At 37.2% G+C, this 22,411-nt stretch carries 22 protein-coding genes; 3 read left to right on the top strand and 19 right to left on the bottom strand.

The genetic code is table 11. From position 1 onward, the window contains the following. Positions 1 to 3: 3 nt before the first annotated feature. Positions 4 to 717 carry a response regulator YycF gene (yycF, locus tag MY533_RS21890; RefSeq protein ID WP_049662630.1) on the bottom strand — a complete coding sequence of 238 codons (714 nt, stop codon included), beginning with the start codon at positions 715 to 717 and terminating at the stop codon, positions 4 to 6. A 1,002-nt stretch (positions 718 to 1,719) separates the two neighbouring features. On the opposite strand from yycF, the gene MY533_RS21895 reads away from it, so the two are divergent. Next, complete coding sequence (locus MY533_RS21895) at positions 1,720 to 2,532, top strand: YitT family protein (protein WP_248719274.1); 813 nt, start codon at positions 1,720 to 1,722, stop codon at positions 2,530 to 2,532. A gap of 48 nt (positions 2,533 to 2,580) precedes the next feature. Here the strand turns inward: MY533_RS21895 and MY533_RS21900 are convergent, their stop codons facing one another. The 8 genes from MY533_RS21900 to rpsF form a co-directional block, all read right to left on the bottom strand. Beyond that, positions 2,581 to 3,873, bottom strand: a complete 1,293-nt coding sequence (locus MY533_RS21900; protein WP_132362521.1) for an adenylosuccinate synthase — start codon at positions 3,871 to 3,873, stop codon at positions 2,581 to 2,583. Positions 3,874 to 4,129: 256 nt separating this feature from the next. After that, positions 4,130 to 5,491, bottom strand: coding sequence for a replicative DNA helicase (gene dnaB, locus MY533_RS21905; protein WP_132362519.1), 1,362 nt, complete (start codon positions 5,489 to 5,491; stop codon positions 4,130 to 4,132). Positions 5,492 to 5,504: 13 nt separating this feature from the next. Beyond that, positions 5,505 to 5,951: a 50S ribosomal protein L9 gene (gene rplI, locus MY533_RS21910; RefSeq protein ID WP_248717557.1), complete on the bottom strand. Its 447-nt coding sequence runs from the start codon at positions 5,949 to 5,951 to the stop codon at positions 5,505 to 5,507. Further along, positions 5,948 to 7,921, bottom strand: coding sequence for a DHH family phosphoesterase (locus MY533_RS21915; RefSeq protein ID WP_248717558.1), 1,974 nt, complete (start codon positions 7,919 to 7,921; stop codon positions 5,948 to 5,950). The genes rplI and MY533_RS21915 overlap by 4 nt, the downstream gene beginning before the upstream one ends. A gap of 12 nt (positions 7,922 to 7,933) precedes the next feature. After that, entirely contained in the window at positions 7,934 to 8,875 is a 942-nt protein-coding gene (locus MY533_RS21920) for a YybS family protein (protein ID WP_248717559.1), read from the bottom strand. A 524-nt stretch (positions 8,876 to 9,399) separates the two neighbouring features. Beyond that, the gene (gene rpsR / locus MY533_RS21925) at positions 9,400 to 9,636 is read right to left on the bottom strand and encodes a 30S ribosomal protein S18 (RefSeq protein WP_012296211.1); all 237 of its coding nucleotides are present in this window, start codon (positions 9,634 to 9,636) and stop codon (positions 9,400 to 9,402) included. 38 nt (positions 9,637 to 9,674) lie between these two features. Continuing rightward, the gene (ssb, locus tag MY533_RS21930; protein WP_132362511.1) at positions 9,675 to 10,244 is read right to left on the bottom strand and encodes a single-stranded DNA-binding protein; all 570 of its coding nucleotides are present in this window, start codon (positions 10,242 to 10,244) and stop codon (positions 9,675 to 9,677) included. A 38-nt stretch (positions 10,245 to 10,282) separates the two neighbouring features. Continuing rightward, a complete protein-coding gene (gene rpsF / locus MY533_RS21935; RefSeq protein WP_053482932.1) occupies positions 10,283 to 10,570 on the bottom strand; it encodes a 30S ribosomal protein S6 in 288 nt (95 codons plus the stop codon). 173 nt (positions 10,571 to 10,743) lie between these two features. On the opposite strand from rpsF, the gene MY533_RS21940 reads away from it, so the two are divergent. Next, entirely contained in the window at positions 10,744 to 11,304 is a 561-nt protein-coding gene (locus MY533_RS21940; protein ID WP_248717560.1) for a DUF3267 domain-containing protein, read from the top strand. A 61-nt stretch (positions 11,305 to 11,365) separates the two neighbouring features. On the opposite strand, the gene MY533_RS21945 is transcribed toward MY533_RS21940, so the two are convergent. The 4 genes from MY533_RS21945 to MY533_RS21960 all read right to left on the bottom strand — a co-directional run bounded on the left by MY533_RS21945 (position 11,366) and on the right by MY533_RS21960 (position 14,946). Further along, positions 11,366 to 12,406, bottom strand: coding sequence for an acyl-CoA dehydrogenase family protein (locus MY533_RS21945; RefSeq protein ID WP_248717561.1), 1,041 nt, complete (start codon positions 12,404 to 12,406; stop codon positions 11,366 to 11,368). Positions 12,407 to 12,487: 81 nt separating this feature from the next. Beyond that, the gene (gene ychF / locus MY533_RS21950) at positions 12,488 to 13,588 is read right to left on the bottom strand and encodes a redox-regulated ATPase YchF (RefSeq protein WP_248717562.1); all 1,101 of its coding nucleotides are present in this window, start codon (positions 13,586 to 13,588) and stop codon (positions 12,488 to 12,490) included. A gap of 277 nt (positions 13,589 to 13,865) precedes the next feature. Further along, a complete protein-coding gene (locus MY533_RS21955) occupies positions 13,866 to 14,066 on the bottom strand; it encodes a DUF951 domain-containing protein (RefSeq protein WP_132362503.1) in 201 nt (66 codons plus the stop codon). A 1-nt stretch (position 14,067) separates the two neighbouring features. After that, positions 14,068 to 14,946, bottom strand: coding sequence for a mechanosensitive ion channel family protein (locus tag MY533_RS21960; protein ID WP_248717563.1), 879 nt, complete (start codon positions 14,944 to 14,946; stop codon positions 14,068 to 14,070). A 93-nt stretch (positions 14,947 to 15,039) separates the two neighbouring features. On the opposite strand from MY533_RS21960, the gene yyaC reads away from it, so the two are divergent. Next, positions 15,040 to 15,672, top strand: coding sequence for a spore protease YyaC (yyaC, locus tag MY533_RS21965; RefSeq protein ID WP_248717564.1), 633 nt, complete (start codon positions 15,040 to 15,042; stop codon positions 15,670 to 15,672). Here yyaC and MY533_RS21970 read toward each other — a convergent pair. From MY533_RS21970 to mnmG, 6 genes are all read right to left on the bottom strand, one after another. Continuing rightward, complete coding sequence (locus tag MY533_RS21970; RefSeq protein ID WP_248717565.1) at positions 15,592 to 16,305, bottom strand: DUF554 domain-containing protein; 714 nt, start codon at positions 16,303 to 16,305, stop codon at positions 15,592 to 15,594. The genes yyaC and MY533_RS21970 overlap by 81 nt on opposite strands. Before the next feature lie 78 nt (positions 16,306 to 16,383). Continuing rightward, positions 16,384 to 17,235 (bottom strand): ParB/RepB/Spo0J family partition protein, encoded by an 852-nt coding sequence (locus MY533_RS21975; protein ID WP_132362495.1) that lies wholly within the window; start codon positions 17,233 to 17,235, stop codon positions 16,384 to 16,386. Continuing rightward, the gene (locus MY533_RS21980; RefSeq protein ID WP_248717566.1) at positions 17,228 to 17,989 is read right to left on the bottom strand and encodes a ParA family protein; all 762 of its coding nucleotides are present in this window, start codon (positions 17,987 to 17,989) and stop codon (positions 17,228 to 17,230) included. Before MY533_RS21980 ends, MY533_RS21975 begins: the two co-directional genes overlap by 8 nt. A gap of 547 nt (positions 17,990 to 18,536) precedes the next feature. Further along, on the bottom strand, positions 18,537 to 19,436 hold the full coding sequence (gene noc / locus MY533_RS21985; protein WP_248717567.1) for a nucleoid occlusion protein: 900 nt from the start codon (positions 19,434 to 19,436) through the stop codon (positions 18,537 to 18,539). A gap of 179 nt (positions 19,437 to 19,615) precedes the next feature. Beyond that, complete coding sequence (rsmG, locus tag MY533_RS21990) at positions 19,616 to 20,332, bottom strand: 16S rRNA (guanine(527)-N(7))-methyltransferase RsmG (RefSeq protein ID WP_132362491.1); 717 nt, start codon at positions 20,330 to 20,332, stop codon at positions 19,616 to 19,618. Between the two features lie 163 nt (positions 20,333 to 20,495). Next, complete coding sequence (gene mnmG / locus MY533_RS21995; RefSeq protein ID WP_248717568.1) at positions 20,496 to 22,391, bottom strand: tRNA uridine-5-carboxymethylaminomethyl(34) synthesis enzyme MnmG; 1,896 nt, start codon at positions 22,389 to 22,391, stop codon at positions 20,496 to 20,498. Positions 22,392 to 22,411: the final 20 nt, after the last annotated feature.

Below are 22,411 nucleotides of genomic sequence, written 5' to 3' on the forward strand. Positions count from 1 at the left end.
TTGTTACTCCTGTTCAGGATTTCGTAAATAATAACCTACACCACGGCGTGTTACAATCCAAGCCGGATGACTAGGATTGTCCTCTATTTTTTCTCGTAAACGACGAATTGTTACATCTACTGTTCGTACATCACCGAAATAATCATAACCCCACACAGTTTGTAGTAAATGTTCACGCGTCATTACTTGACCGATATGCTTCCCTAAGTAATGTAATAGTTCAAACTCTCTGTGTGTTAGTTCAATTGCTTCATCACGTTTCAATACTAAGTAAGCATCTGGCTGAATAACAAGCGAACCTACTACAATTTCATTGGACTCTTCTTCAACCTCTTCGGCAGTAGGAGCTACTACCTGTAAGCGACGCATATTTGCCTTTACACGTGCAATAAGCTCACGTGTACTAAATGGCTTTGTCACATAATCATCTGCGCCCATTTCTAGTCCTAATACTTTATCAATCTCAGACCCTTTTGCAGTTAGCATAATGATAGGGAAATCATATTTTTTTCGTACTTCTCGACAAACTTCCATCCCATCACGCTTCGGTAACATTATATCTAAAAGCATTAAATCTGGTTGTTCTTCCTCAACCTTCTCTAGTGCCTCATCTCCATCATAAGCACAAATAACTTTGTAGCCTTCTTTTATTAAATTAAACTGTAAAATATCTGCGATTGGTTTTTCATCGTCAACAACTAAAATGGTCTTGTCCATATTTTTTCTCCCTTTCGCTTTTTATCTATTTTTAAACGATTGTATTTTTAAAGTCACTACTCTAACTCTACCATGCTTTTAACTTCTATGCATTATTCTAAATCCTAAGACATTTTACGATATTGTTATAATCCATTATCCCTCGACAAATTGCATCCGGAATTGGCCCTCGTGCTTGCACTAAGCATTCCCTTCCGAACCCGTGACATCCGCCGAAAGGCTTGTGCGAAGGAGTAGTACTAACACAGCTTCAGCACGGTGTTTTGTCTATGCGACAGCAACAGTACAAAGTTGGAGGCGGATACTCCTGTAACTATCGCTTTGCTTTCGCTACAGAAATTATATTTCGACAAATATTTCTCGGGAAATAACATAGATTTACATACGAAGTATATAAAAAGACAGCCCTATTTTGGACTGCCTTCTATTCGAATTGATTAACGCCCTACATATGATAATGGTTTTTCTAACGAATCCTTTTTCTTAACTTCAAAGTGTAGATGTGTACCTGATGGATTTCTAGTAGTGCCTATAATTCCCCTAACAGATTTTCCCTACCACCTCTTATGATAGGTGACAGCAAAGCACCTTCCACCTTTTCTATCGTAGTATTAATTACCCACTAATAGTTTTTGCACCAATATACTGTACCATAAAGAAAATACAGTTTAACTGTTTTCATCTTATTGTAATGTAAATGTATTAATTCTCTACTAATTGTTACATCATTCCTATTTTTATAGCTATTAAAAAGTATAGTTTCAGACGTAGATTTTGCTCCAGTCTTGTACTTTTCACGAGGTATCTAGACCCTCAGCCGCTCAACCTCTACTCCAAGCCTTATGACTTTTTGCTTTTTTAATATTCTGATAAAATAGAGATTAGATACATTAGTTGAATGGAGCGATTAATTTGAATGTTTTACAAACATCTGAAATAACCCCTAAAGTAAGAAAGCCTCAATGTAAAAATCCCGTTCGAAAACTTATCATTAGGACCATTATGGTGGCATTAGGTGCAGTCATTATGGCACTAGGGCTTGAGCTATTTTTAGTACCAAACCACATTATGGATGGTGGAATCGTAGGTGTTTCCATTATTACTTCTCATTTATTAAATTTACCTCTTGGTATTTTCATCTTCATTTTAAACTTACCTTTCATTTTTTTAGGCTATAAACAAATCGGTAAAACCTTTGCACTTTCCACAGGGCTCGGAATTACAGTACTCTCATTAACAACGCTTTTCTTACATAATCTAAACCCGTTTACTCAAGATACGCTATTGGCCACAGTTTTTGGTGGCATGATTTTAGGTATTGGTGTCGGCATTGTCATTCGTTATGGTGGCTCATTAGATGGGACAGAAATTTTAGCTATTTTATTTAATAGTAAAACACCGTTTTCCGTTGGTGAAATTATTATGTTCTGCAACTTACTCATCTTTGCGGTAGCGGGATTTGTGTTCACATGGGAACAAGCCATGTACTCTATCCTAGCATACTATATTGCCTATAAAATGATTGATATCGTCATTCAAGGCATGGAGGAATCAAAATCCGTTTATATCATTAGTGATGAAATTGATGAAATTGGGCAAACGATTATGGACCGACTCGGTCGAGGTGTAACCTTCCTTTATGGCGAGGGGGCTTATACAGGGAACGATAAAAAAGTTATTTTTACCATCATTACCCGATTAGAGGAATCCAAGCTTAAATCAATCGTCGCTGAAATTGATGATCATGCATTCCTAGCAATTGGTAATATTGCAGAGGTTAGAGGTGGCCGCTTCAAGAAAAGAGATATTCACTAATGATAAAAAGGACGTACCGTATATGGCACGTCCCTTTTTGATTTATATTTATTTCGCTTCCCAAACATCCACTAAAACGTTCGTTTGTTCACGTGCAGGACCAACAGAGAAAGTAGCAATTTCAATACCCGTTAATTCACTTACGCGTTCTACATAGCGACGTGCATTCTCAGGTAGCTCTTCTAATGTTTTGCAGCCTGTAACATCTTCTGACCAGCCTGGAAGCTCTTCATAAATTGGTTCACATTGTTCAATAATATGAAGATTTGCTGGATACTCAGTAATCGTTTCATCTTTATACTTATACGCTGTACAAATTTTAACTGTTTCTAAACCAGATAAAACATCGATTGAGTTAAGCGCAAGATGCGTAATACCACTTACTCGGCGTGAGTGGCGCACAACTACCGTATCAAACCAACCTACACGACGTGGGCGGCCAGTTGTTGTACCGTATTCACGACCAACTTCACGGATTTGTTGACCTACTTCATCAAATAATTCAGTTGGGAACGGTCCATCGCCAACACGAGACGTATAAGCTTTAGATACACCAATAACACTTGTCACTCGTGAAGGACCAACACCAGCACCAATCGCTACTCCACCAGCAACAGGATTTGAAGATGTTACAAATGGATACGTACCTTGATCGACATCAAGTAAAATACCTTGTGCTCCTTCAAATAACACTTTGCCGCCTTCATCTAGTACATCATTTAAGATTTTAGACGTGTCAGTTACATATTTTGCGATTTCTTGTCCATAGCCGTAGTATTCTTCGAAAATTTCTTCAAATGTTACGCCTTCAACTTCGTAAAATTTCTCAAATAACTTATTTTTAATTGCTAAATTTTGACGTAGTTTTTCTTCAAATACATCCTTGTCTAGTAAATCAGCCATACGGATACCAATACGTGCTACTTTATCTTGATAGCATGGTCCAATCCCTTTACAAGTCGTACCAATTTTTTTATCGCCACGGCTTTCCTCATCCGCGATATCTTGCTTAATATGATATGGCAAAATAACATGCGCACGATTAGAAATTCGTAAATTATCTGTATCAATGCCACGCTCTTGTAAGCCTCTAAGCTCAGTAACCAATGACTTTGGATTAACAACCAAACCATTTCCGATTACTGAAGTTTTCTCTTTATAGAAAATACCTGATGGAATTAAATGTAACTTATAAGTTTCACCATCAAATTTAATTGTATGTCCTGCATTATCGCCACCTGCAAAACGAGCGATTGCATCAGCTTTTTGTGAAAGGAAATCCGTAATTTTACCTTTTCCTTCGTCTCCCCACTGTGTTCCTACAACTACAACTGATGTCATAGTCAGCACCTCCGTTAGATACCATTTGTATCTCAATTTTTAAGCCGTTAATTATTGTATCAATGATAGAAACGCCTAGTCAACAAAAATACTTAAAAACACGAACATAAAATCAAAAAATATGATTCAACGTTCGTGTTTAATAACAGAATGGTATGAATATTATCGAACATTCAGATTAATTCCGTCTTGGTGTAATGTCCAACGTTGAGTTCCTCTAAAAGAAGGAAATTTTTCTTATGAATGAAGATAAATATTACTCACGTGGAGGTGGTGGTGGCATTTGCGACCAATCCACATTAATGAATTTATTGAATTCTTTTTTAAAAGCAAGTGTAACTGTACCCGTTGGACCGTTACGCTGTTTAGCAATAATAATTTCAATCATATTTTTACTCTCGGACTCTTTATCGTAATAATCATCACGATATAAGAAGGCAACAATATCGGCATCTTGCTCAATACTTCCCGATTCACGTAAGTCACTCATCATAGGTCGCTTATCTTGACGTTGCTCAACGCCACGAGATAACTGTGATAATGCAATGACCGGCACCTTTAACTCACGCGCTAAACCTTTTAAAGAACGTGAAATCTCAGATACCTCTTGCTGACGGTTCTCACCTGGCTTACCACTACCTTGAATAAGCTGTAAATAATCGATCAAAATCATACCGAGGCCATGCTCCTGTGCTAAACGTCGACATTTTGCTCGAATTTCATTGATACGTACACCTGGTGTATCATCAATAAAAATTCCGGAATTCGATAAACTTCCCATTGCCATAGTTAGTTTACCCCAATCTTCCGTTGTTAAAGCACCTGTACGTAAAACTTGTGCATCTATATTTCCCTCCGCACAAAGCATACGCATAACTAGCTGCTCAGCACCCATCTCTAGCGAGAAGATCGCAACGTTTTCACGTGCTTGAACGGCAACACTTTGCGCAACATTCAATGCAAAGGCTGTTTTCCCTACAGAAGGACGTGCCGCTACAATAATTAAATCGTTACGCTGGAAGCCAGCCGTTATATTGTCTAAATCACGGAAGCCTGTCGGGATACCTGTAACATCACCTTTTTGTGATTGAAGCTTTTCGATATTATCAAAGGTTTCCACCAATACGTCTTTAACATGCTTAAAGTCTCCCGCATTTTTACGATTGGCTACCTCCATCATTTTCTTCTCTGCTTCACCTAGTAATGCCTCTACCTCATCCTCACGAGTATAGCCATCTTCTACTATTTTAGTAGCTACACGAATTAAACGACGTAATAGTGCCTTTTCTTCGACAATTTTCGCATAGTGTGCGACGTTAGCAGCTGTAGGCACAGCATTGGCGAGCTCTAGTAAATAAGATAGCCCGCCAACATCCTCAATTTCCTTTTTAGCTGATAATTCTTCCGTAACTGTTACAACATCTATCGCTTTTCCTTGATCACTTAAACGTAGCATCGTTTCAAAAATTGTCTTATGTGCATTATGATAAAAATCATCTGCTAGTAAAATTTCAGATGCCGTGATTAACGATTGGGGATCGAGGAAAATTGCACCGATAACCGATTGCTCCGCTTCCCGGTTATGCGGTGGGACGCGGTCCATCATCGGTTCGTTCATGGTTCGTCGCCCCTTACTCTTCCGTTACATGAACTTTTAATGTTGCAGATACTTCATGATGTAGTTTTACAGGTACATTTGTAAAGCCTAGCGCACGAATTCCATCACTTAAAGTCATTTTACGTTTATCAATTTTTATACCATGCTTTTTTTGAAGCGCATCAGCAATTTGCTTTGTAGATACTGAACCAAATAGGCGACCACCTTCACCTGATTTTGCTTTTAATTCTACTGTTAAAGCTTCTAATTTTTCTTGTAACGCTTTCGCTTCTGCTAATTCTGCAGCGGCGTTTTTAGCTTCTAATTTCTTTTGACCATCTAATTGACTTAATGCTTGTGCATTTGCTTCAGCAGCATAGCCATTTTTAATCAAGAAATTTTGTGCATAGCCGTCCGCTACATTTTTTATTTCCCCTTTTTTCCCTTTTCCTTTAACATCTTTTAAAAATACTACTTTCATGATTCAGAACTCCCTTCGAGTACCTCATTTATGGCCTCTTCTAAATATTTTCTTACTCCATCAATGGAATTTGCTTCGACTTGGCAAGCTGCATTCGTTAAATGCCCACCGCCGCCTAACTTTTCCATAACAAGCTGCACGTTTACTTCGCCAAGCGATCTTGCACTTATGCCGATTTTGCCATCTGAACGATGTGCAATAACAAAGGAAGCACCAACATCCTTCATTGTTAGTAAAATGTCTGCTGTTTGCGCAATTAGTACAGAATCATACACTTTCGCTTCCTCACCTACAGCAATAGCAATACCCGGCTTCACGAACTTAACCGTTTGCACTATTTTAGAACGCTCAATATACGTATCGACATCTTCTTTTAATAATCGCTGTACTAGCACTGTATCGGCACCATTTGTCCGTAAATAAGAAGCCGCTTCAAACGTACGGGCTCCTGTGCGCAGTGTAAAACTTTTCGTATCGACTATAATTCCTGCCAGCAATGCGGTAGCCTCTAGCATATTAATCTTCGCACGTTTTGGTTGGTACTCAAGTAACTCTGTTATAAGCTCAGCTGTGGACGATGCATATGGCTCCATATAAACAAGCGTTGGATTTTCTATAAAATCCTCACTGCGACGATGGTGATCAATCACCACAACTTTTTCTGCCAGCTTCAATAGCTGTGAATCGATGACTAAATCTGGTTTATGCGTATCGACTATAACGAGCAAAGATTTTTCTGTCATTCTTGCCGCAGCTTCCTCTGGCGTTAGGAAATTTTCATAGAAATCCGATTTACTCTCTATTTCATTCATTAAACGTGTTACACTTCCGTTTAATTCCTCGAAATTCACGATTACATAGCCCTTCACATCATTCATCTGTGCCATTTTACGTACACCAACAGAGGCACCAATAGAGTCCATATCAGGGTTTTTATGTCCCATAACAAATACTTGGTCACTATCCTGAATTAAATCACGTAGTGCATGGGAAATAACACGTGCTCTAACGCGTGTACGTTTCTCAACAGGGTTCGTTTTCCCACCATAGAATTTCAGTTTTCCTGTAGGTTGCTTGATGGCAACCTGATCACCACCACGACCTAAAACAAGATCTAGACTTGATTGTGCTAGTTCACCAAGCTCTACTAATGAAGATGATCCTGCGCCAACACCAATACTTAATGTTAATGACATATTTTTTTGCGCTGTTTTTTCTCGAATTGTATCTAAAATGGCAAATTTTTTCTTCTCAAGCTCCATTAAAATGGATTCGTTTAATACAGCTAAAAAACGATCGGATGATATTCGTTTGACAAATATCCCTTGTTCAGCCGCCCAATCATTAACAATTGATGTCACCATCGTATTCGTTAAACTACGTGGCTGGTCATCCATTGCTTGCGTAATTTCGTCATAATTATCAACAAATAAAATGGCGATAACTGTACGATCTGCATAGTATTGTTTTTCAATAGCTATCTGCTCCGTTATGTCAAAGAAATAGAGTAAATTCTCTTCTTTTTTATAATAAACTCGATATTTACGATCATGGAGCGTAATCGTATCTTCGTTTGTCTCTTCGCTTTTCATTAGCACGTAGATGTCGTCAGATATATTAACGATTCCTTCACCTACTAAATTCTCCATATTTAAAACGCCTTGCATATATGGATTCGACCATTCTATTTCATATTGATCATTGACAAGTAAAATCCCAATTGGCATTTCAAGCAATGCCTCTTCCCCTACTTTTTTCATGCGGAAAGAAATGGATTCAATATGCCTTTCTGTTTCATCAAAGGTAATCTTTTCTACCTTCCACGTATAGACCATTAATAGTACAAAACCTATTCCATAACCGACACCTATCCCGATATTCCAAATACATAGAAGCACGAACGTCACAATGCCAAAAATGGAAAGAACAAAAAGCGGATAGCGGATTGGTCGTTTTCTAAAAGTCCCCATTACATCAGCCCCTTATTCTTTAGTTTTTCCCTTCACAAGTGAACGTACGTCGAAACCTAAATCTACGATGCCTAGCAATATCATAAAGGATGATAGTGGTAAGGCTAACAAAGTAGCTATCCATTTTACAGCATTCGGCATTCCCTTTTTAGAAATAAGATAATGTATAAAGGAAATCCCCTGCAGGATTAATAACATCCATAAAACATAAGAAACATTTAAAACAATAATATCTAATGTAGATCCAGCTTCTGGACGCATAAATAAGTTAATGCATAAAACAATCATGTAATACCATAAAATAGATCGTGGTAGACGCATATGTTGGAACGGTGGAAATTTCGGTACGTCTAAACCAAGACGTTTTAATACAGGTAAATTGAATGTCATGACAATAAATGCTGTCATAAATGCAGAGAGTGTTACTATTGCAGGTATTGTCAGTTCAACTGTTTTTAACAGAGCCTCAATTAGCTCTGGCTGAAACGCTTCTTGACCTGTCATAGTTTTTGTCAGTTCATTTGATTGCTCATAACTTTCACGGAACAACTCCATGCTTATGTTAATCATATTGATACCAGTAAATTGAACATAGGCTACATAGACAATTGTCATTGACAGAAGAACAGCAACCCCAGATGACATGAATAGGTAAAGTTTGCTCTTCTTTTGATTAATTGCATTTCCTATTACGACACCAAGTAATGCCAATACAAAGGCAAATGGTAACATAATTAAGCCAGTTGTTAGAGTGGTTAAAATACAGCCTACTACTGCTACAAATACTGATGATGAACGCTTATAATTTGCGCTATACCAAGCAATCGGTAATGGGGCAAATATTAGACTTACTATACGAATGAATGGTACATATGCAGAAATAAGCATAAGAAGCGTAAAGATTGCGACCATCATTGAGCCATGTAAAAGCGCCTTTGTTTGATTATTCGGCATTGAAAACCTTCCTTTTTTCAGTCAATCTTACTGACCTTTATTGTACCATTTTTTTAGGTTATTGAACAAAAAACGCTAAGAACAACTGAATGCTTTGCCATTAATTTTGTAGAACCAATGACTAAAGCGTGAAATACATAGCTATATAGGGAGATTTTTTACCGAAAAGGCATAACAAATTCATTATTTATGTTTTTATATATATTGTTGAAATTTTTCAACGATGCATACGACCGTTACTACTGCATGAAAAAAGGCCTTTAATCGAAATGATTATAAGCCGTTTGTTTTTAAAAATGTTACTTAGTCGATTGTTTCTCAATCTCTAAAATTTCATCTTTTCTTTATTCATGTCTGTTAAGAGTGTAATAAATTCTTATGATAATAGCAAATGGTAATATATAGAGCAATTACTGAGGTAAAGATCATTACTATAGTATTGCGATGACAAGCTCAGCAACTCCAGTTTTATAAATAAAAAAGCACAACTAAAGTTAATTAAACCTCGTTGTGCCTTTATTATCTTATTTGTCTTCTGCTACGAATGGAAGTAATCCCATGATACGAGAAACTTTGATAGCTGAAGTTAATTTACGTTGGTACTTAGCGCTAGTGCCAGTTACGCGACGTGGTAAAATTTTACCGCGCTCAGAGATGAATTTTTTAAGTAAATCCACATCTTTATAGTCGATATGCGTAATGTTATTAGCAGTGAAGTAGCAAACTTTACGGCGTTTGCGGCCTCCGCGACGTGGTGCCATAGTATGTCTCCTCCTTATCATTTTTTATTTTAGAAGTATTAGAACGGTAAGTCATCCTCAGATACTTCTATCGGTCCTTTGCTATTAGCAAATGGATCCTCATCTACACGTGTATAATTCGGCTGATTCATAGGTGGTTGATTTTGCTGATAAGCATCGCCGCCAAATGAACCCTGCCCTGGCATAGCACCACCAAACTGTTGCTGTGGTTGTCCACCGCCATATGACGGTTGATTATTACCGTAAGTATTCTGCCCACCATATTGAGGAGCAGGAGCACCGCTAGTATTACGAGGCTCTAAAAACTGTACGCTATCAGCCACTACATCTGTTGTGTATACTCGTTTACCATCTTGTCCTTCATAGCTGCCTGTTTGAATGCGACCTTCTACTCCAATCAAACTTCCTTTTCGCATGAAGTTCGCTAAGTTTTCAGCCTGTTTGCGCCAAGCAACACAGCTAATGAAATCAGCTTCGCGTTCACCTTGTTGGTTTGAGAATGTTCGATTCACAGCAACTGTAAATCTTGTAGACGCAACACCATTAGGCGTATAGCGTAGCTCAGGATCTTTTGTTAGTCTTCCAACTAATACGACACGGTTTATCATCAGAAATGCAACCTCCTTTTCAGCATTTTGTTAAATGATTATGCTTCTTGGCGAACCGCAATGTGACGAATGATATCTTCGCTAATGTTAGCAAGACGTGTGTATTCGTTAATTGCTTCTGAAGTAGCGTTTACTTTCACGATTTGGTAGAAACCTTCGCGGAAGTCTTGAATTTCATAAGCTAAGCGGCGTTTGCCCCACTCTTTTGATTCGATGACTTCTGCACCGTTAGAAGTTAAGATTTCGTTGAAACGTTCAACTAAAGCTTTCTTCGCTTCGTCTTCAATGTTCGGACGTACGATGTACATTAATTCGTATTTTCTCATCTGTTTACACCTCCTTATGGACTTAGGCTCTCCTGTATACAGGGAGCAAGGAGCAAGTAATAATTATTACTCACATCAATGAATTGTAACATATAGATACATGTCTTTCAAGTCGCAACCAAACAATTCTTTCTATATAATGAACTTAATTCATGAATGAGAGGAGGATCTTCATGCTACCAGATAAAGAACCTATTGTAATAGAGTTGGATATAAAAAAACTAATGATGGATAATATTGTTGTCACAAGTGGTCTCGTCATATTATTTGTAGCTATTCAAGCTATTTGCTTTAAAGATTTTGATTTTTCATTTTGGAATATGATACTTGGATCTATCCTTTTTGTTATTCTGTATATTATTTTCATTGTCTTACATGAAGCCTTTCATTTAATTGGCTTTATGGTCTTTGGAGGCGTACCCTTTAAATCGTTAAAATATGGCCTGAATTTAGAGCTTGGCATAGCGTACGCAACAACTGAACAACCGTTACCGAATCATGCAATGAAAAAAGCTTTATTACTTCCATTTTGGACAACTGGCGTTCTCCCGACAATTGCTGGTTTCTACTTTAACAGTACTGTTTTAGTATTAGTAGGTGCTTTTTTAATCGCTGGAGCAGTTGGTGATTTTTCCATGTATACAGCATTACGTAAATACCCAAGAAATGCGTTCATACAAGATGATCCTCATTTACCTAAGCTTTATGTATATTTGCCCGAGGAAAAGAAATAACTTTGCTTACAGTCACGTTACAAATAGAATCTGCTTGTCCCCAAGCAGGTTCTATTTGTATTTATGGCGTTAAAAAACTATGCTGTGCTGCTGTATATAAATTTCTCCAAATACGATTAATGGAAGATGTCTCCGTAATTGCATCCATGCCAAGTCTACGTATTAAGCAATTGGCAATGTCTACACAAGCCGCTGCAGTATCTTTACTTATTCGTGAAAATTGTTGGAGTTGCTCTTCAGTAAACTTATGACCTTCTTTATGTTTTTGCCAGTATTCGTTCAACAGTAAATAATATCGCTCTTCAAGCTGTCTAAAGTTCTTCTGTTGCTGCATCAATAAAAATTGTATTGCACCCATACGATCGGTACGGCTTGGATCATGCTTTCTTTGCTTTACTAAAATAGACGACTCTTCTAAGAAATTTTCTGTTATCCCAAGACAAACACTTAGAAATGAGGCTTCTGCAAATGCTCCAAACGGAAAACTATGTACCGTACTTCCATAATTGTTTTTAATTATACCCAATTGGAATGTTTCCTCTTGTGGTACCCAAACATTTTGCACACGGATCGTATGACTAGCTGTCGCTTTTAAGCCCATTGCTCGCCAATCATTAAGAATCTCTACTTGATCATGATTTACTGAGCAACTAATTATTTCATCTATTCTATTTCCTTCATCCTCGACAACACAATTCATCGTAAAAGTTGTAGCATAATTTGAGCCACTACAATACTTCCATTGACCAGAAATACGATAGCCCCCATCGATTTTTTCTGCTACGCCAGTAGGATAGCCACTGCCTGCTATGACTGCATTTCTTGGTGAAAACATTTTTTCAACAACCTCTTTGTTCAATGTTGGAATAAACACGTTACCCCCTGTTCCTATTGTGACAAGCCAGCCAAAGTTACCATCAAGTGCAGACATCTGCTGAAATACTTTAATGCCCTCTAGTAGATCTAAATCTTTACCGCCTAATTCCTTTGCGGTAAATAGCTTAAACAATTGATGCTCATAAATAAGCTCTAATATGTCTTCTGGTAATTTACCTAACTCCTCTATTTCTAAACCACGATCTTTTATTTGTAATATGTTCATACTACCCTCCTAATTGAAAATTCAGATAAAATTATATACAAAAAAAGACAATCTTTCGAAAGATTGCCCACTGTTTGTTTTTTATACATTGAAACGGAATAACATAATATCGCCGTCTTGTACAACATACTCTTTACCTTCAAGACGTACTTTCCCAGCTTCTTTAGCAGCGGGTTGAGAACCAGCTTCTACTAAATCTTCGAAAGCAACTGTTTCTGCACGAATAAATCCACGTTCAAAGTCTGTATGAATGATTCCTGCACATTGTGGTGCCTTCATACCTTTACGGAACGTCCATGCACGTACCTCTTGTACCCCTGCAGTGAAATAAGTTGCTAGCCCTAGTAAATCATATGAAGTACGGATTAACTGGTCTAAACCAGATTCTTTAATGCCTAGTTCTTCTAAGAACATTGATTTTTCTTCATCATCAAGCTCAGAAATTTCTTCCTCAATTTTTGCACAAATTGTGATAACTTGAGCTCCTTCTTCAGCTGCATACTCACGTACCTTTTGTACATATTCGTTATTATCTGCATCAGCTACTTCATCTTCTGCAACGTTTGCCACATAAAGCATAGGTTTAATTGTTAACAGATGAAGTCCTTTAATAACCTTTAGCTCATCTTCTGAAAGCTCTGCAGCGCGAGCTGGTCGACCGTTTTCTAATTGTTCTTTAACTTTCACAAGAATTGGTTCTTCGATCATGGCTTCTTTGTCTTTTTGCTTCGCCATTTTGCTAACACGTTGTAATCGCTTATCAACAGATTCTAAATCAGCAAGTGCAAGCTCTAAATTAATGACTTCAATATCGTCAATCGGATCTACTCCACCTGATACGTGCGTAATATTTTCATCAACAAAACAACGTACAACTTGGCAAATTGCATCTACTTCACGAATATGAGCAAGGAATTTGTTCCCTAATCCTTCACCCTTTGAAGCGCCTTTTACGATCCCAGCAATATCTGTAAACTCAAATGCTGTTGGGACTGTTTTTTTAGGTGTTACTAATTCTGTTAATTTATCTAAACGTGCATCTGGTACTTCAACAATACCGACGTTCGGATCGATTGTTGCGAATGGATAGTTTGCAGCCAATGCGCCCGCCTTTGTAATTGCGTTAAATAATGTTGATTTTCCAACGTTAGGTAAACCAACGATTCCAGCTGTTAATGCCATGTATGGACACAACCTTTCTATGATCTGTTCAAATTTGCTCTTAATAACGGATACTGTGAGGTTACAGAAATCCTCACTGATTCATCACTGTATAACCCTATCTATTATATTGATTCACTTCTAAAAAGTCTAATACACATCCATTTCGGGTTGGCATAATTGCGTCCGGAATTTGAATTGTACCCGTACAATTTATTCCTTTCAAAACCCATGGCATCCGCCGGAGGCTTTATCTTCAATTAGTGGGTTCAGAACACCTACTGATTGAAGATAAAAACTAGTCCTCGCTAGCCGAAATGATAACCTTTTTCATTTTTTTCTCAAATTCACGGCGCGGAATCATGACACTATGCTGACAGCCTTCACATTTAATGCGTACATCCGCCCCCATCCGAATAATTTTCCATTCATTTGTACCGCATGGGTGCTGCTTTTTCATTTCAACAATATCGTTTAAACCAAATTTCTTTGCTTCCATATTACTCACTTCTCCCCTCTTCATTAACACCATAGAACATCATTTTTGGTTGAGCCATTGGTATATTATTTTCTTCAAAGAGTTTTGTAACATCACGGCGAATCGTACGAGCCACTCCATGTTGTTGCTGTGGTAATGTTTCTGCGGCTATACGAATCGTTACCTCTGTCCCCTTAACATTTTGTACACCTAAAAAGACAGGTACTGCTACAAGTTCCTTATGAAGGTCAGGTAAAGTATTTAAATACTTTTTAATAATAGATTCAGCTTTTTCGAAATTGGCATCGGTCGTCATTTGTAAATCTATATAAATTTTAGAGTTGTTAACAGAGTAATTGACAACCTCACCTATCGAACCGTTCGGAATAATAAACTGCTCTCCTGTAGAACCATTAATCTTTGTTGTACGTAAACCGATTTCTACAACAGTTCCTTCAGCAGCATTTATTTTTATATAATCGCCAACACCAAATTGGTCTTCAAAAATAATAAAGAATCCAGTAATGACATCTTTCACTAAACTTTGCGCACCAAAACCAATTGCTAAGCCGACAATCCCTGCTCCAGCTAATAATCCCGCTATCTTAATCTCTAAGATCGAGAGAATAGCTACGATTGCCGAAAAATAAACGGCATAGGAAATGACACTTTGTAATAATCTTGAAATTGTTGTTTGTCGACGTTCTGAGTGATTTAATGGTGAACTCATACGCATTAAAAACACTTTTTTAATAAATTTTTTACCTAATCGTACAGCTAGCCACGACGCTAATAAAATAACCGTTATCTTAATTGAAGCCGTTATTATAGTTTCCCAAAGCTTCTCTGACATCAGCTTATCCCAAAAGTTCTTATATAGCTTTTCACTAAACCAATCCATTATTACCACCTCTTGAATAACTTGCTAAAAATTTGCGTATACTGCATAAAAATCGAGCACTTCTTACAAATAAAAAGGAAAGTGAGTTTTTTTATGAATACTATACCAAAATTATTACTTCCTTATTCTCTTCATCATGAAAGTAAAAATATCGTTTGGCAGTTGAGTACATTATTTTTAGAACATATACCCTTTCATCATGAACGCCTTATTTTCTGTTGTATTGGAAGTGACCGTTGTACAGGTGATACACTTGGACCATTAACAGGTAGCTTTCTAAAAAAGTCTGTTAGTTTTCCATATGAAATTGTAGGCTCTTTAGACAATCCTTTGCATGCTCTTAATTTAGACACTACTATGCAACAGCTACACAATCATACTATAAAACCATTCATTATTGCGATTGATGCATGTCTTGGAAGTGAACAAAACGTTGGACATATTTCTGTACAGAATGGACCTATTTTTCCGGGGAAAGCTGTCAAAAAACAATTACCTCCTATCGGCGATATTTCCATTAAAGGAATAGTCAATGTTGGAGGCTTTATGGAAATGCTTGTTTTACAAAATACAAGACTTCATATTTCTTATGCAATGGCGGAAAAACTTTCAAGAGCTCTATTGCTCGCTACACATCGTTACTCACTAAAAAATATAGAAGATAGCAACCACAATACCAACAATGATGAGACCTGGCAACAAGTTAGCAGCCTTGATCTTAGTTAAGCCTGCTATATTTAAACCAATGGCAAAAATCATAACACCACCTACAGCAGTCATTTCTTGAATAAACATTTGTAGTGCAGCATCTGGTATAAAAGAGCTAATAACACCTGCAAAAAGTGCAATTAATCCTTGATAAACGAATACAGGTACTGCAGATAATAGCACGCCAATACCTAATGTAGATGTTAAGATTATCGATATAAATCCATCGATTAATCCTTTCGTAATAAGTATATTATGATCGTTACGCAGACCACTATCGAGTGCACCAATGACGCCCATAGAGCCAACTACAAATATTAAAGATGCCGTTACAAAACCTTCTGCTATGCCAATTTGATTATTATCAGTTCGATTTTTACTAAATAAAGATTCTACCCATTTCCCAAGTCTATTCATTTGCTTATCTAAATCTAACCACTCACCAATTACTGTACCTACCACTAAACTAATCATTAAAATAATAAAATTCTCACTTTCAAAGCCCATTTTAATCCCTAAAAGTGCAACTGCTAATCCAATAATCGATAATACAGTAGATTTCATCGATTCAGGAATATTTTTAAAAATACGTCCTACTATTGCACCTATCATAATAAGCAAAGCGTTAATTAATGCCCCTAGTAATACCACGTCCCAACCTTCCTTCTCTCTAGAAAAATAGAGAGCGCCTTGTAGTTCGGCGCTCTGATCACGTTATTGATATATCTCTTATTCTTCTTCCTGTAAATTTAATATTTCTAAAATACGTTCTAAATCATCTTCAGAGTAAAATTCAATTTCAATTTTCCCTTTATTATTAGATTTTCTAATTTGTACATTTGTTCCAAAGTAATCACGTAACTGTGATTCCTTTGCTGCCACGAATATATCTTTTTTCTTTTGTTGAGTTGTTTCACGTGAAACTTCTTCATTCAAATTGTGTACTAACATTTCAACTTGCCGTACGTTTAAACCTTGTTTGATGACCTTATTTGCCACTTCAGATATTCTTCTTTTATTTTTCAATCCAAGTAATGCTCGTCCTTGCCCCATCGATAATGTTCCATCATTCATAAACTCACGAACATCCTCTGGTAATGCAAGTAAACGAACATGATTGGCAATATGCGGTCTACTTTTCCCTAATCTTTTGGATAGCTCCTCTTGCGTTAAATGTAAGCTTTCCATTAAGCTTTGATAGGCCTCAGCCTCTTCAATAACTGTCAAATCTTCACGCTGTAGATTTTCTAAAATAGCTAGTTCCATCATTTGCGCATCTGATAGCTCTTTTATAATAGCTGGAATAACCTCTAAACCTGCTAATTGAGTCGCTCTATATCGGCGTTCTCCGGCAACGATTTCATATTTACGTCCTTTTTTACGTACAGCAATTGGCTGTAAAATACCATGTTCCTGTATAGAGTCAGCTAATTCTTGTAAAGTTTCTTCATCAAAAATTTTACGGGGCTGAAATGGGTTTGCGATAATAAGCTCTAATTGTATTTCTTCCACTTGCCCACTTTGTTCTATAGACTCTCCAGGAAATAATGCACCTATGCCTCTTCCTAGACCTTTAGCCATTTTTAATCACTTCCCTCGCCATCTCTAAATACACTTCTGCACCTCTTGATTTTGCATCATAAATGATAATCGGCTGCCCATGACTTGGAGCCTCACTTAATCGCACATTACGAGGAATAATTGTTTTGTATACTTTATCTTGGAAATACTTTTTCACTTCATCAATTACTTGTAAGCCTAGGTTTGTTCGTGCATCAAGCATCGTTAACAATACACCATCAATGTATAATTGCTGATTTAAATGTTTTTGCACTAAACGAACAGTTGATAACAACTGACTTAACCCCTCTAATGCGTAATATTCGCATTGTACGGGAATAATAAGCGCATCCGAAGCAGTTAAAGCATTAATTGTTAGTAGCCCTAACGAAGGCGGACAATCAATAATAATATAATCATAGTCTTCTTTAACATCTTGAAGTGCGTGCTTTAAACGTACTTCTCTGGAAATTGTCGATACTAATTCAATTTCTGCTCCTGCTAGTGAAATGGTTGCTGGAACGATTGCTAAGTTTTCGACATTTGTTTGTTGAATGACATTTTCAACGTTTTCATCATCAATTAATACATCATAAATACAGCCTTGAATTTCTCCTTTATTTACACCAAGTCCACTTGTTGTATTGCCTTGTGGATCAGTATCGATTAAGAGCACTTTCTTCCCTAAGTGTGCTAGACAAGCGCTCAAATTGACCGATGTCGTTGTTTTTCCTACGCCACCCTTTTGATTGGCGATTGCTATAATTCTACCCATTTAAAAGCACCTGCTTTCATTTATCAAAGGTTCACTTTGATAAATCATTTGTAAAATCACTGATCAATTATGCCTCGGCATAATTGTGTCCGGATTCGGCTTTGTGCTTGCACAAAGCACTCCTTTCCGAATCCGTGACATCCGCCGGAGACTTTAACTTCTTTCAGCGGATGTTTAGGCACCCGCTGAAAAGTAACTTAAACCCGCTTTATCTTACCGCTTATAGAGGTGAGAGACTTCTGCTGAAAGAAGTTAAAACCTCTATCTTACTTTCATTCTATCAAAAAAACAGAAAATAGTTGTATAAAATATTAAGAATATATGCAAAAAAGGAGACATCTCCCAGAATTATTACTGAGATGCCTCCTCCGTACAGAACTATAAAAGTAGCTCATCATTATATCGCGGGGTTGATTTTCGTTCCAATTGGACACTTTCTTGGTGGCGTTTATCCTCCACTCCAATCACTTATAGAAATATCATCCGCAACTTTGATGATGCTTTAAAAGCCATTTCTTTATTTTTCCAATATAACTTTAATCACTACTTAAGACTTTTTCTTTTTAGGTATTTTCACTGTAATTTGATAATATTCCTCTGTGTCTTCTTCTTCAGTCTTAACTGTTATACCGCTCTTTGTTACCATAGATAACGATTGTTTAATCGTATTTAAAGCAATGCGTACGTCTTTACTAATGGCCTTACGTTTCGGCTTTACTTTCTTTGGCTCCGCTTCTTCTTGAGCTACTGCCTCCGGATGTAGTAAAGCATAAATCTGTTCTTCTAATTGGCGAACATTCCAATCATTTTCAATCGTTTGTTGTAAAACTTCTAGCTGTAATGACCGATCTTTAATTGCAATTAATGCACGTGCATGTCGTTCAGAGATTTCACGCTTCATAATAGCTTGCTGCACTTCTTCAGGAAGCTTTAGTAAACGTAATTTATTGGCTACCGTGGATTGTCCTTTTCCAAGTCGTTGGGCCAGAGCTTCTTGTGTCAGCTCATGAAGCTCTAATAATTTTTGATAGGCAACAGCTTCTTCAATTGCTGTTAATTCCTCACGCTGTAGGTTCTCTATTAACGCGATAGAGGCTGTTTCCTTATCAGTTAAATTTCTTATAATTGCCGGAACTTCTGTCCATTGTAGCTTTTTCATTGCTCGATAGCGACGCTCACCAGCAATGATTTCATATTGATTTTCCGCTGTCTTACGTACAACAATTGGCTGAATTACACCATGCGTATGAATGGTTCTTGATAATTCTTCAATTTTTTCATCATCAAAAATAGTACGTGGCTGAAAACGGTTAGGTACAATTTGATCAATAGGCAGCTTTATAACTTCTTCTGCTGCATGAACCGTCTCTGCTTGTTCTACTTCATTTTTCACAATAGGCTCAGTTTTATTACCGCCTCCAAAAAAACGTGAAAAAGGACTTTTCATCCAAGTGGCACCACCTTTAAGTAACTATCTTGCTCTGTTTCATTCTATTATTATTTATTATATTTCTTAAAATGTATATAGTTCGTAGATGTCATTTGCTTTAACCATCCATAACTAGTATGTATGCTCAAAATAGAAAAAATATTTTCTACTTTGAGAAGTTTCACATGAAACACTAATTATTGAATTGGTGTTTTATTTGGTACACCTGGTTTTCGCGGATATTTTTTCGGTGTTCCTTTTATTTTATCAAAGATATATAACATGCGGTCACTTTCTTCAACAGGTAGTAGGAAAGAAAATTCTTCTTTTAGCGCAACCCCTAATGTGGCCAATGCTTTTTTTGCATCTTTTAATTCTTCCGCACCAGCTGCCGCTTTTAAAGCAACAAAATAGCCACCTTGCTTCGCTAGTGGTACACATAACTCCGATAAGACCGATAATCGGGCTACCGCACGAGCTGTTACAACATCGAACTGCTCACGATATTTCGCATTTTGTGCAAATTCCTCTGCACGGGCATGTACGAAATTCATATTATCTAATTGTAACTCATCACTTAAATGATTTAAAAATGTAATTCTTTTATTTAAAGAATCGACAATTGTTACATGTAAATGTGGGAAGCAGATTTTAATCGGAATACTTGGGAAACCAGCACCTGCTCCAACATCACAAACTGTCGTCACTTTTGAAAAATCAAAATAAAAAGAGGCACTAATCGAATCATAAAAGTGCTTTAAATAAACTCCTTCTAAATCTGTAATAGCAGTTAAGTTCATCTTTTCATTCCACTCAACAAGTAACTCAAAGTATTTTTTGAATTGAGCAATCTGCTTTTCAGAAAGTTCAATGCCCTTTTCCTTCAGAGCCTCGATAAATTGTTGTTCGTTCATGTAAAGTCTCCTTTTTCTAACTGGCTTTACTATCCCTATTTTTGATTTGTAAGCATGTACTCGTTCACATTTACCAATCAACTATATAAAAATAAGACTAGCCTTAAAAATAGGAAGCGGGCACAAAGGTATGCCCGCCTCTTATTCACTTTACTGTTGTTAATTATTCGCCGCTGACACGTGCAATTTTACCTTGCTCAATATAAACAAGTAATATTGAAATATCTGCTGGGTTTACACCAGAGATTCGCGATGCTTGGGCAATGGAAAGTGGTGTAACTTGTTTTAATTTTTGCCTAGCTTCTGTTGCTAAACCTGAAATAGCGTCATAATCAATATTTTCAGGGATTTTTTTATTTTCCATTTTATGAAGCTTCTCAACTTGTTGCAATGCTTTTTCAATATAACCTTCATACTTAAGCTGAATTTCAATTTGTTCCTTCACTTCATCCGAAAACTCTATGTCTGCTGGAATTAACGAAGAAATTAACTCATAATGCATTTCTGTACGTTTTAATAAATCCGCTCCACGGATACCATCTTTTAGCTCACTACCACCTACAGAGCGAATAGTAGCTTGTGTTGCTTCATTTGGTTTAATAATCACTTCACGGAGACGTGCAATTTCGTTTTCAATCAGCTCTTTTTTCTCATTGAATGCTGCATATCTTCCTTCAGTAATCATTCCTATATTATAACCTAGCTCTATCAAACGTAAATCAGCGTTATCATGACGAAGTAGTAAACGATATTCGGCACGAGATGTTAATAAGCGATACGGTTCATTTGTTCCTTTCGTTACTAAATCATCAATTAATACGCCAATATAAGCATCTGAGCGGCTTAAAATTAATTCTTGTTTACCAAGCACATTAGCAGCAGCATTGATCCCAGCCATTAAGCCTTGAGCAGCCGCTTCCTCGTAACCTGATGTTCCATTAATTTGACCAGCTGTATATAAACCTTTAATACGTTTTGTTTCTAAAGTTGGCCACAATTGTGTTGGCACAATTGCATCGTACTCTATAGCATAGCCAGCACGCATCATTTCTGCTTTTTCTAAGCCTGGAATTGATTTTAGTAAACGTGTTTGCACATGCTCTGGTAAGCTAGTTGATAAACCTTGTACATATACTTCACGTGTATTGCGACCTTCTGGCTCTAGGAAGATTTGGTGGCGTGGTTTATCGTTAAATCGCACAACCTTGTCTTCAATAGAAGGGCAATAACGTGGACCCGTACCTTTAATCATCCCTGAATACATCGGTGAAAGATGTAAGTTCTCCTCGATAATTTCATGTGTTTCTAGGCTTGTATACGTTAACCAGCAAGGTAGCTGATCCATGATGAATTCAGTTGTTTCAAAGCTGAATGCACGTGGAACATCATCTCCTGGTTGAATCTCTGTTTTATCATAATCAATTGTTCGGCTATTCACTCGTGGTGGTGTACCTGTTTTAAAACGCACAAGGTCAAAACCAAGCTCCTTTAAGTTATCAGCTAAACGAATTGACGGTTGTTGGTTATTAGGACCACTTGAATATTTTACGTCACCAATAATGATTTCACCACGAAGGAATGTACCTGTTGTAATAACTACTGTTTTAGCGCGGTAAATAGCACCAATTTGTGTAATAACACCTTTTACTTCCCCGTTTTCGATTATTAGCTCTTCCACCATTCCTTGGTGAATTGTTAAATTTTCAGTTTCCTCCAACACACGTTTCATTTCTTGTTGATATAAAACTTTGTCCGCTTGTGCACGTAATGCACGCACAGCAGGGCCTTTCCCTGTATTTAACATCCGCATTTGAATATGCGTTTTATCAATAACTTTCCCCATGACGCCACCTAATGCGTCAATTTCTCGTACTACGATTCCTTTGGCAGGACCACCAATGGAAGGATTGCATGGCATAAATGCAATCATATCTACATTGATTGTTAACATCAGTGTGTTAGCACCCATTTTGGCAGCAGCATGTGCAGCTTCAGAACCTGCGTGACCTGCGCCAATTACGATAACATCAAACGTGCCTGCCTCATAATTTGTTGGCATAGCTCGTATCTTCCTTTCTT

The organism is Lysinibacillus sp. Ag94 (assembly GCF_023242215.1).
In the GTDB taxonomy this organism is placed as follows: domain Bacteria; phylum Bacillota; class Bacilli; order Bacillales_A; family Planococcaceae; genus Lysinibacillus.

Coding starts and splice junctions, on each gene's coding strand:
- yycF (WP_049662630.1), bottom strand. CDS start 717: ATGGACAAGACCATTTTAGTTGTTGACGATGAAAAACCAATCGCAGAT.
- MY533_RS21895 (WP_248719274.1), top strand. CDS start 1,720: ATGGTGGCATTAGGTGCAGTCATTATGGCACTAGGGCTTGAGCTATTT.
- MY533_RS21900 (WP_132362521.1), bottom strand. CDS start 3,873: ATGACATCAGTTGTAGTTGTAGGAACACAGTGGGGAGACGAAGGAAAA.
- dnaB (WP_132362519.1), bottom strand. CDS start 5,491: ATGAACGAACCGATGATGGACCGCGTCCCACCGCATAACCGGGAAGCG.
- rplI (WP_248717557.1), bottom strand. CDS start 5,951: ATGAAAGTAGTATTTTTAAAAGATGTTAAAGGAAAAGGGAAAAAAGGG.
- MY533_RS21915 (WP_248717558.1), bottom strand. CDS start 7,921: ATGGGGACTTTTAGAAAACGACCAATCCGCTATCCGCTTTTTGTTCTT.
- MY533_RS21920 (WP_248717559.1), bottom strand. CDS start 8,875: ATGCCGAATAATCAAACAAAGGCGCTTTTACATGGCTCAATGATGGTC.
- rpsR (WP_012296211.1), bottom strand. CDS start 9,636: ATGGCACCACGTCGCGGAGGCCGCAAACGCCGTAAAGTTTGCTACTTC.
- ssb (WP_132362511.1), bottom strand. CDS start 10,244: ATGATAAACCGTGTCGTATTAGTTGGAAGACTAACAAAAGATCCTGAG.
- rpsF (WP_053482932.1), bottom strand. CDS start 10,570: ATGAGAAAATACGAATTAATGTACATCGTACGTCCGAACATTGAAGAC.
- MY533_RS21940 (WP_248717560.1), top strand. CDS start 10,744: ATGCTACCAGATAAAGAACCTATTGTAATAGAGTTGGATATAAAAAAA.
- MY533_RS21945 (WP_248717561.1), bottom strand. CDS start 12,406: ATGAACATATTACAAATAAAAGATCGTGGTTTAGAAATAGAGGAGTTA.
- ychF (WP_248717562.1), bottom strand. CDS start 13,588: ATGGCATTAACAGCTGGAATCGTTGGTTTACCTAACGTTGGAAAATCA.
- MY533_RS21955 (WP_132362503.1), bottom strand. CDS start 14,066: ATGGAAGCAAAGAAATTTGGTTTAAACGATATTGTTGAAATGAAAAAG.
- MY533_RS21960 (WP_248717563.1), bottom strand. CDS start 14,946: ATGGATTGGTTTAGTGAAAAGCTATATAAGAACTTTTGGGATAAGCTG.
- yyaC (WP_248717564.1), top strand. CDS start 15,040: ATGAATACTATACCAAAATTATTACTTCCTTATTCTCTTCATCATGAA.
- MY533_RS21975 (WP_132362495.1), bottom strand. CDS start 17,235: ATGGCTAAAGGTCTAGGAAGAGGCATAGGTGCATTATTTCCTGGAGAG.
- MY533_RS21980 (WP_248717566.1), bottom strand. CDS start 17,989: ATGGGTAGAATTATAGCAATCGCCAATCAAAAGGGTGGCGTAGGAAAA.
- noc (WP_248717567.1), bottom strand. CDS start 19,436: ATGAAAAGTCCTTTTTCACGTTTTTTTGGAGGCGGTAATAAAACTGAG.
- rsmG (WP_132362491.1), bottom strand. CDS start 20,332: ATGAACGAACAACAATTTATCGAGGCTCTGAAGGAAAAGGGCATTGAA.
- mnmG (WP_248717568.1), bottom strand. CDS start 22,391: ATGCCAACAAATTATGAGGCAGGCACGTTTGATGTTATCGTAATTGGC.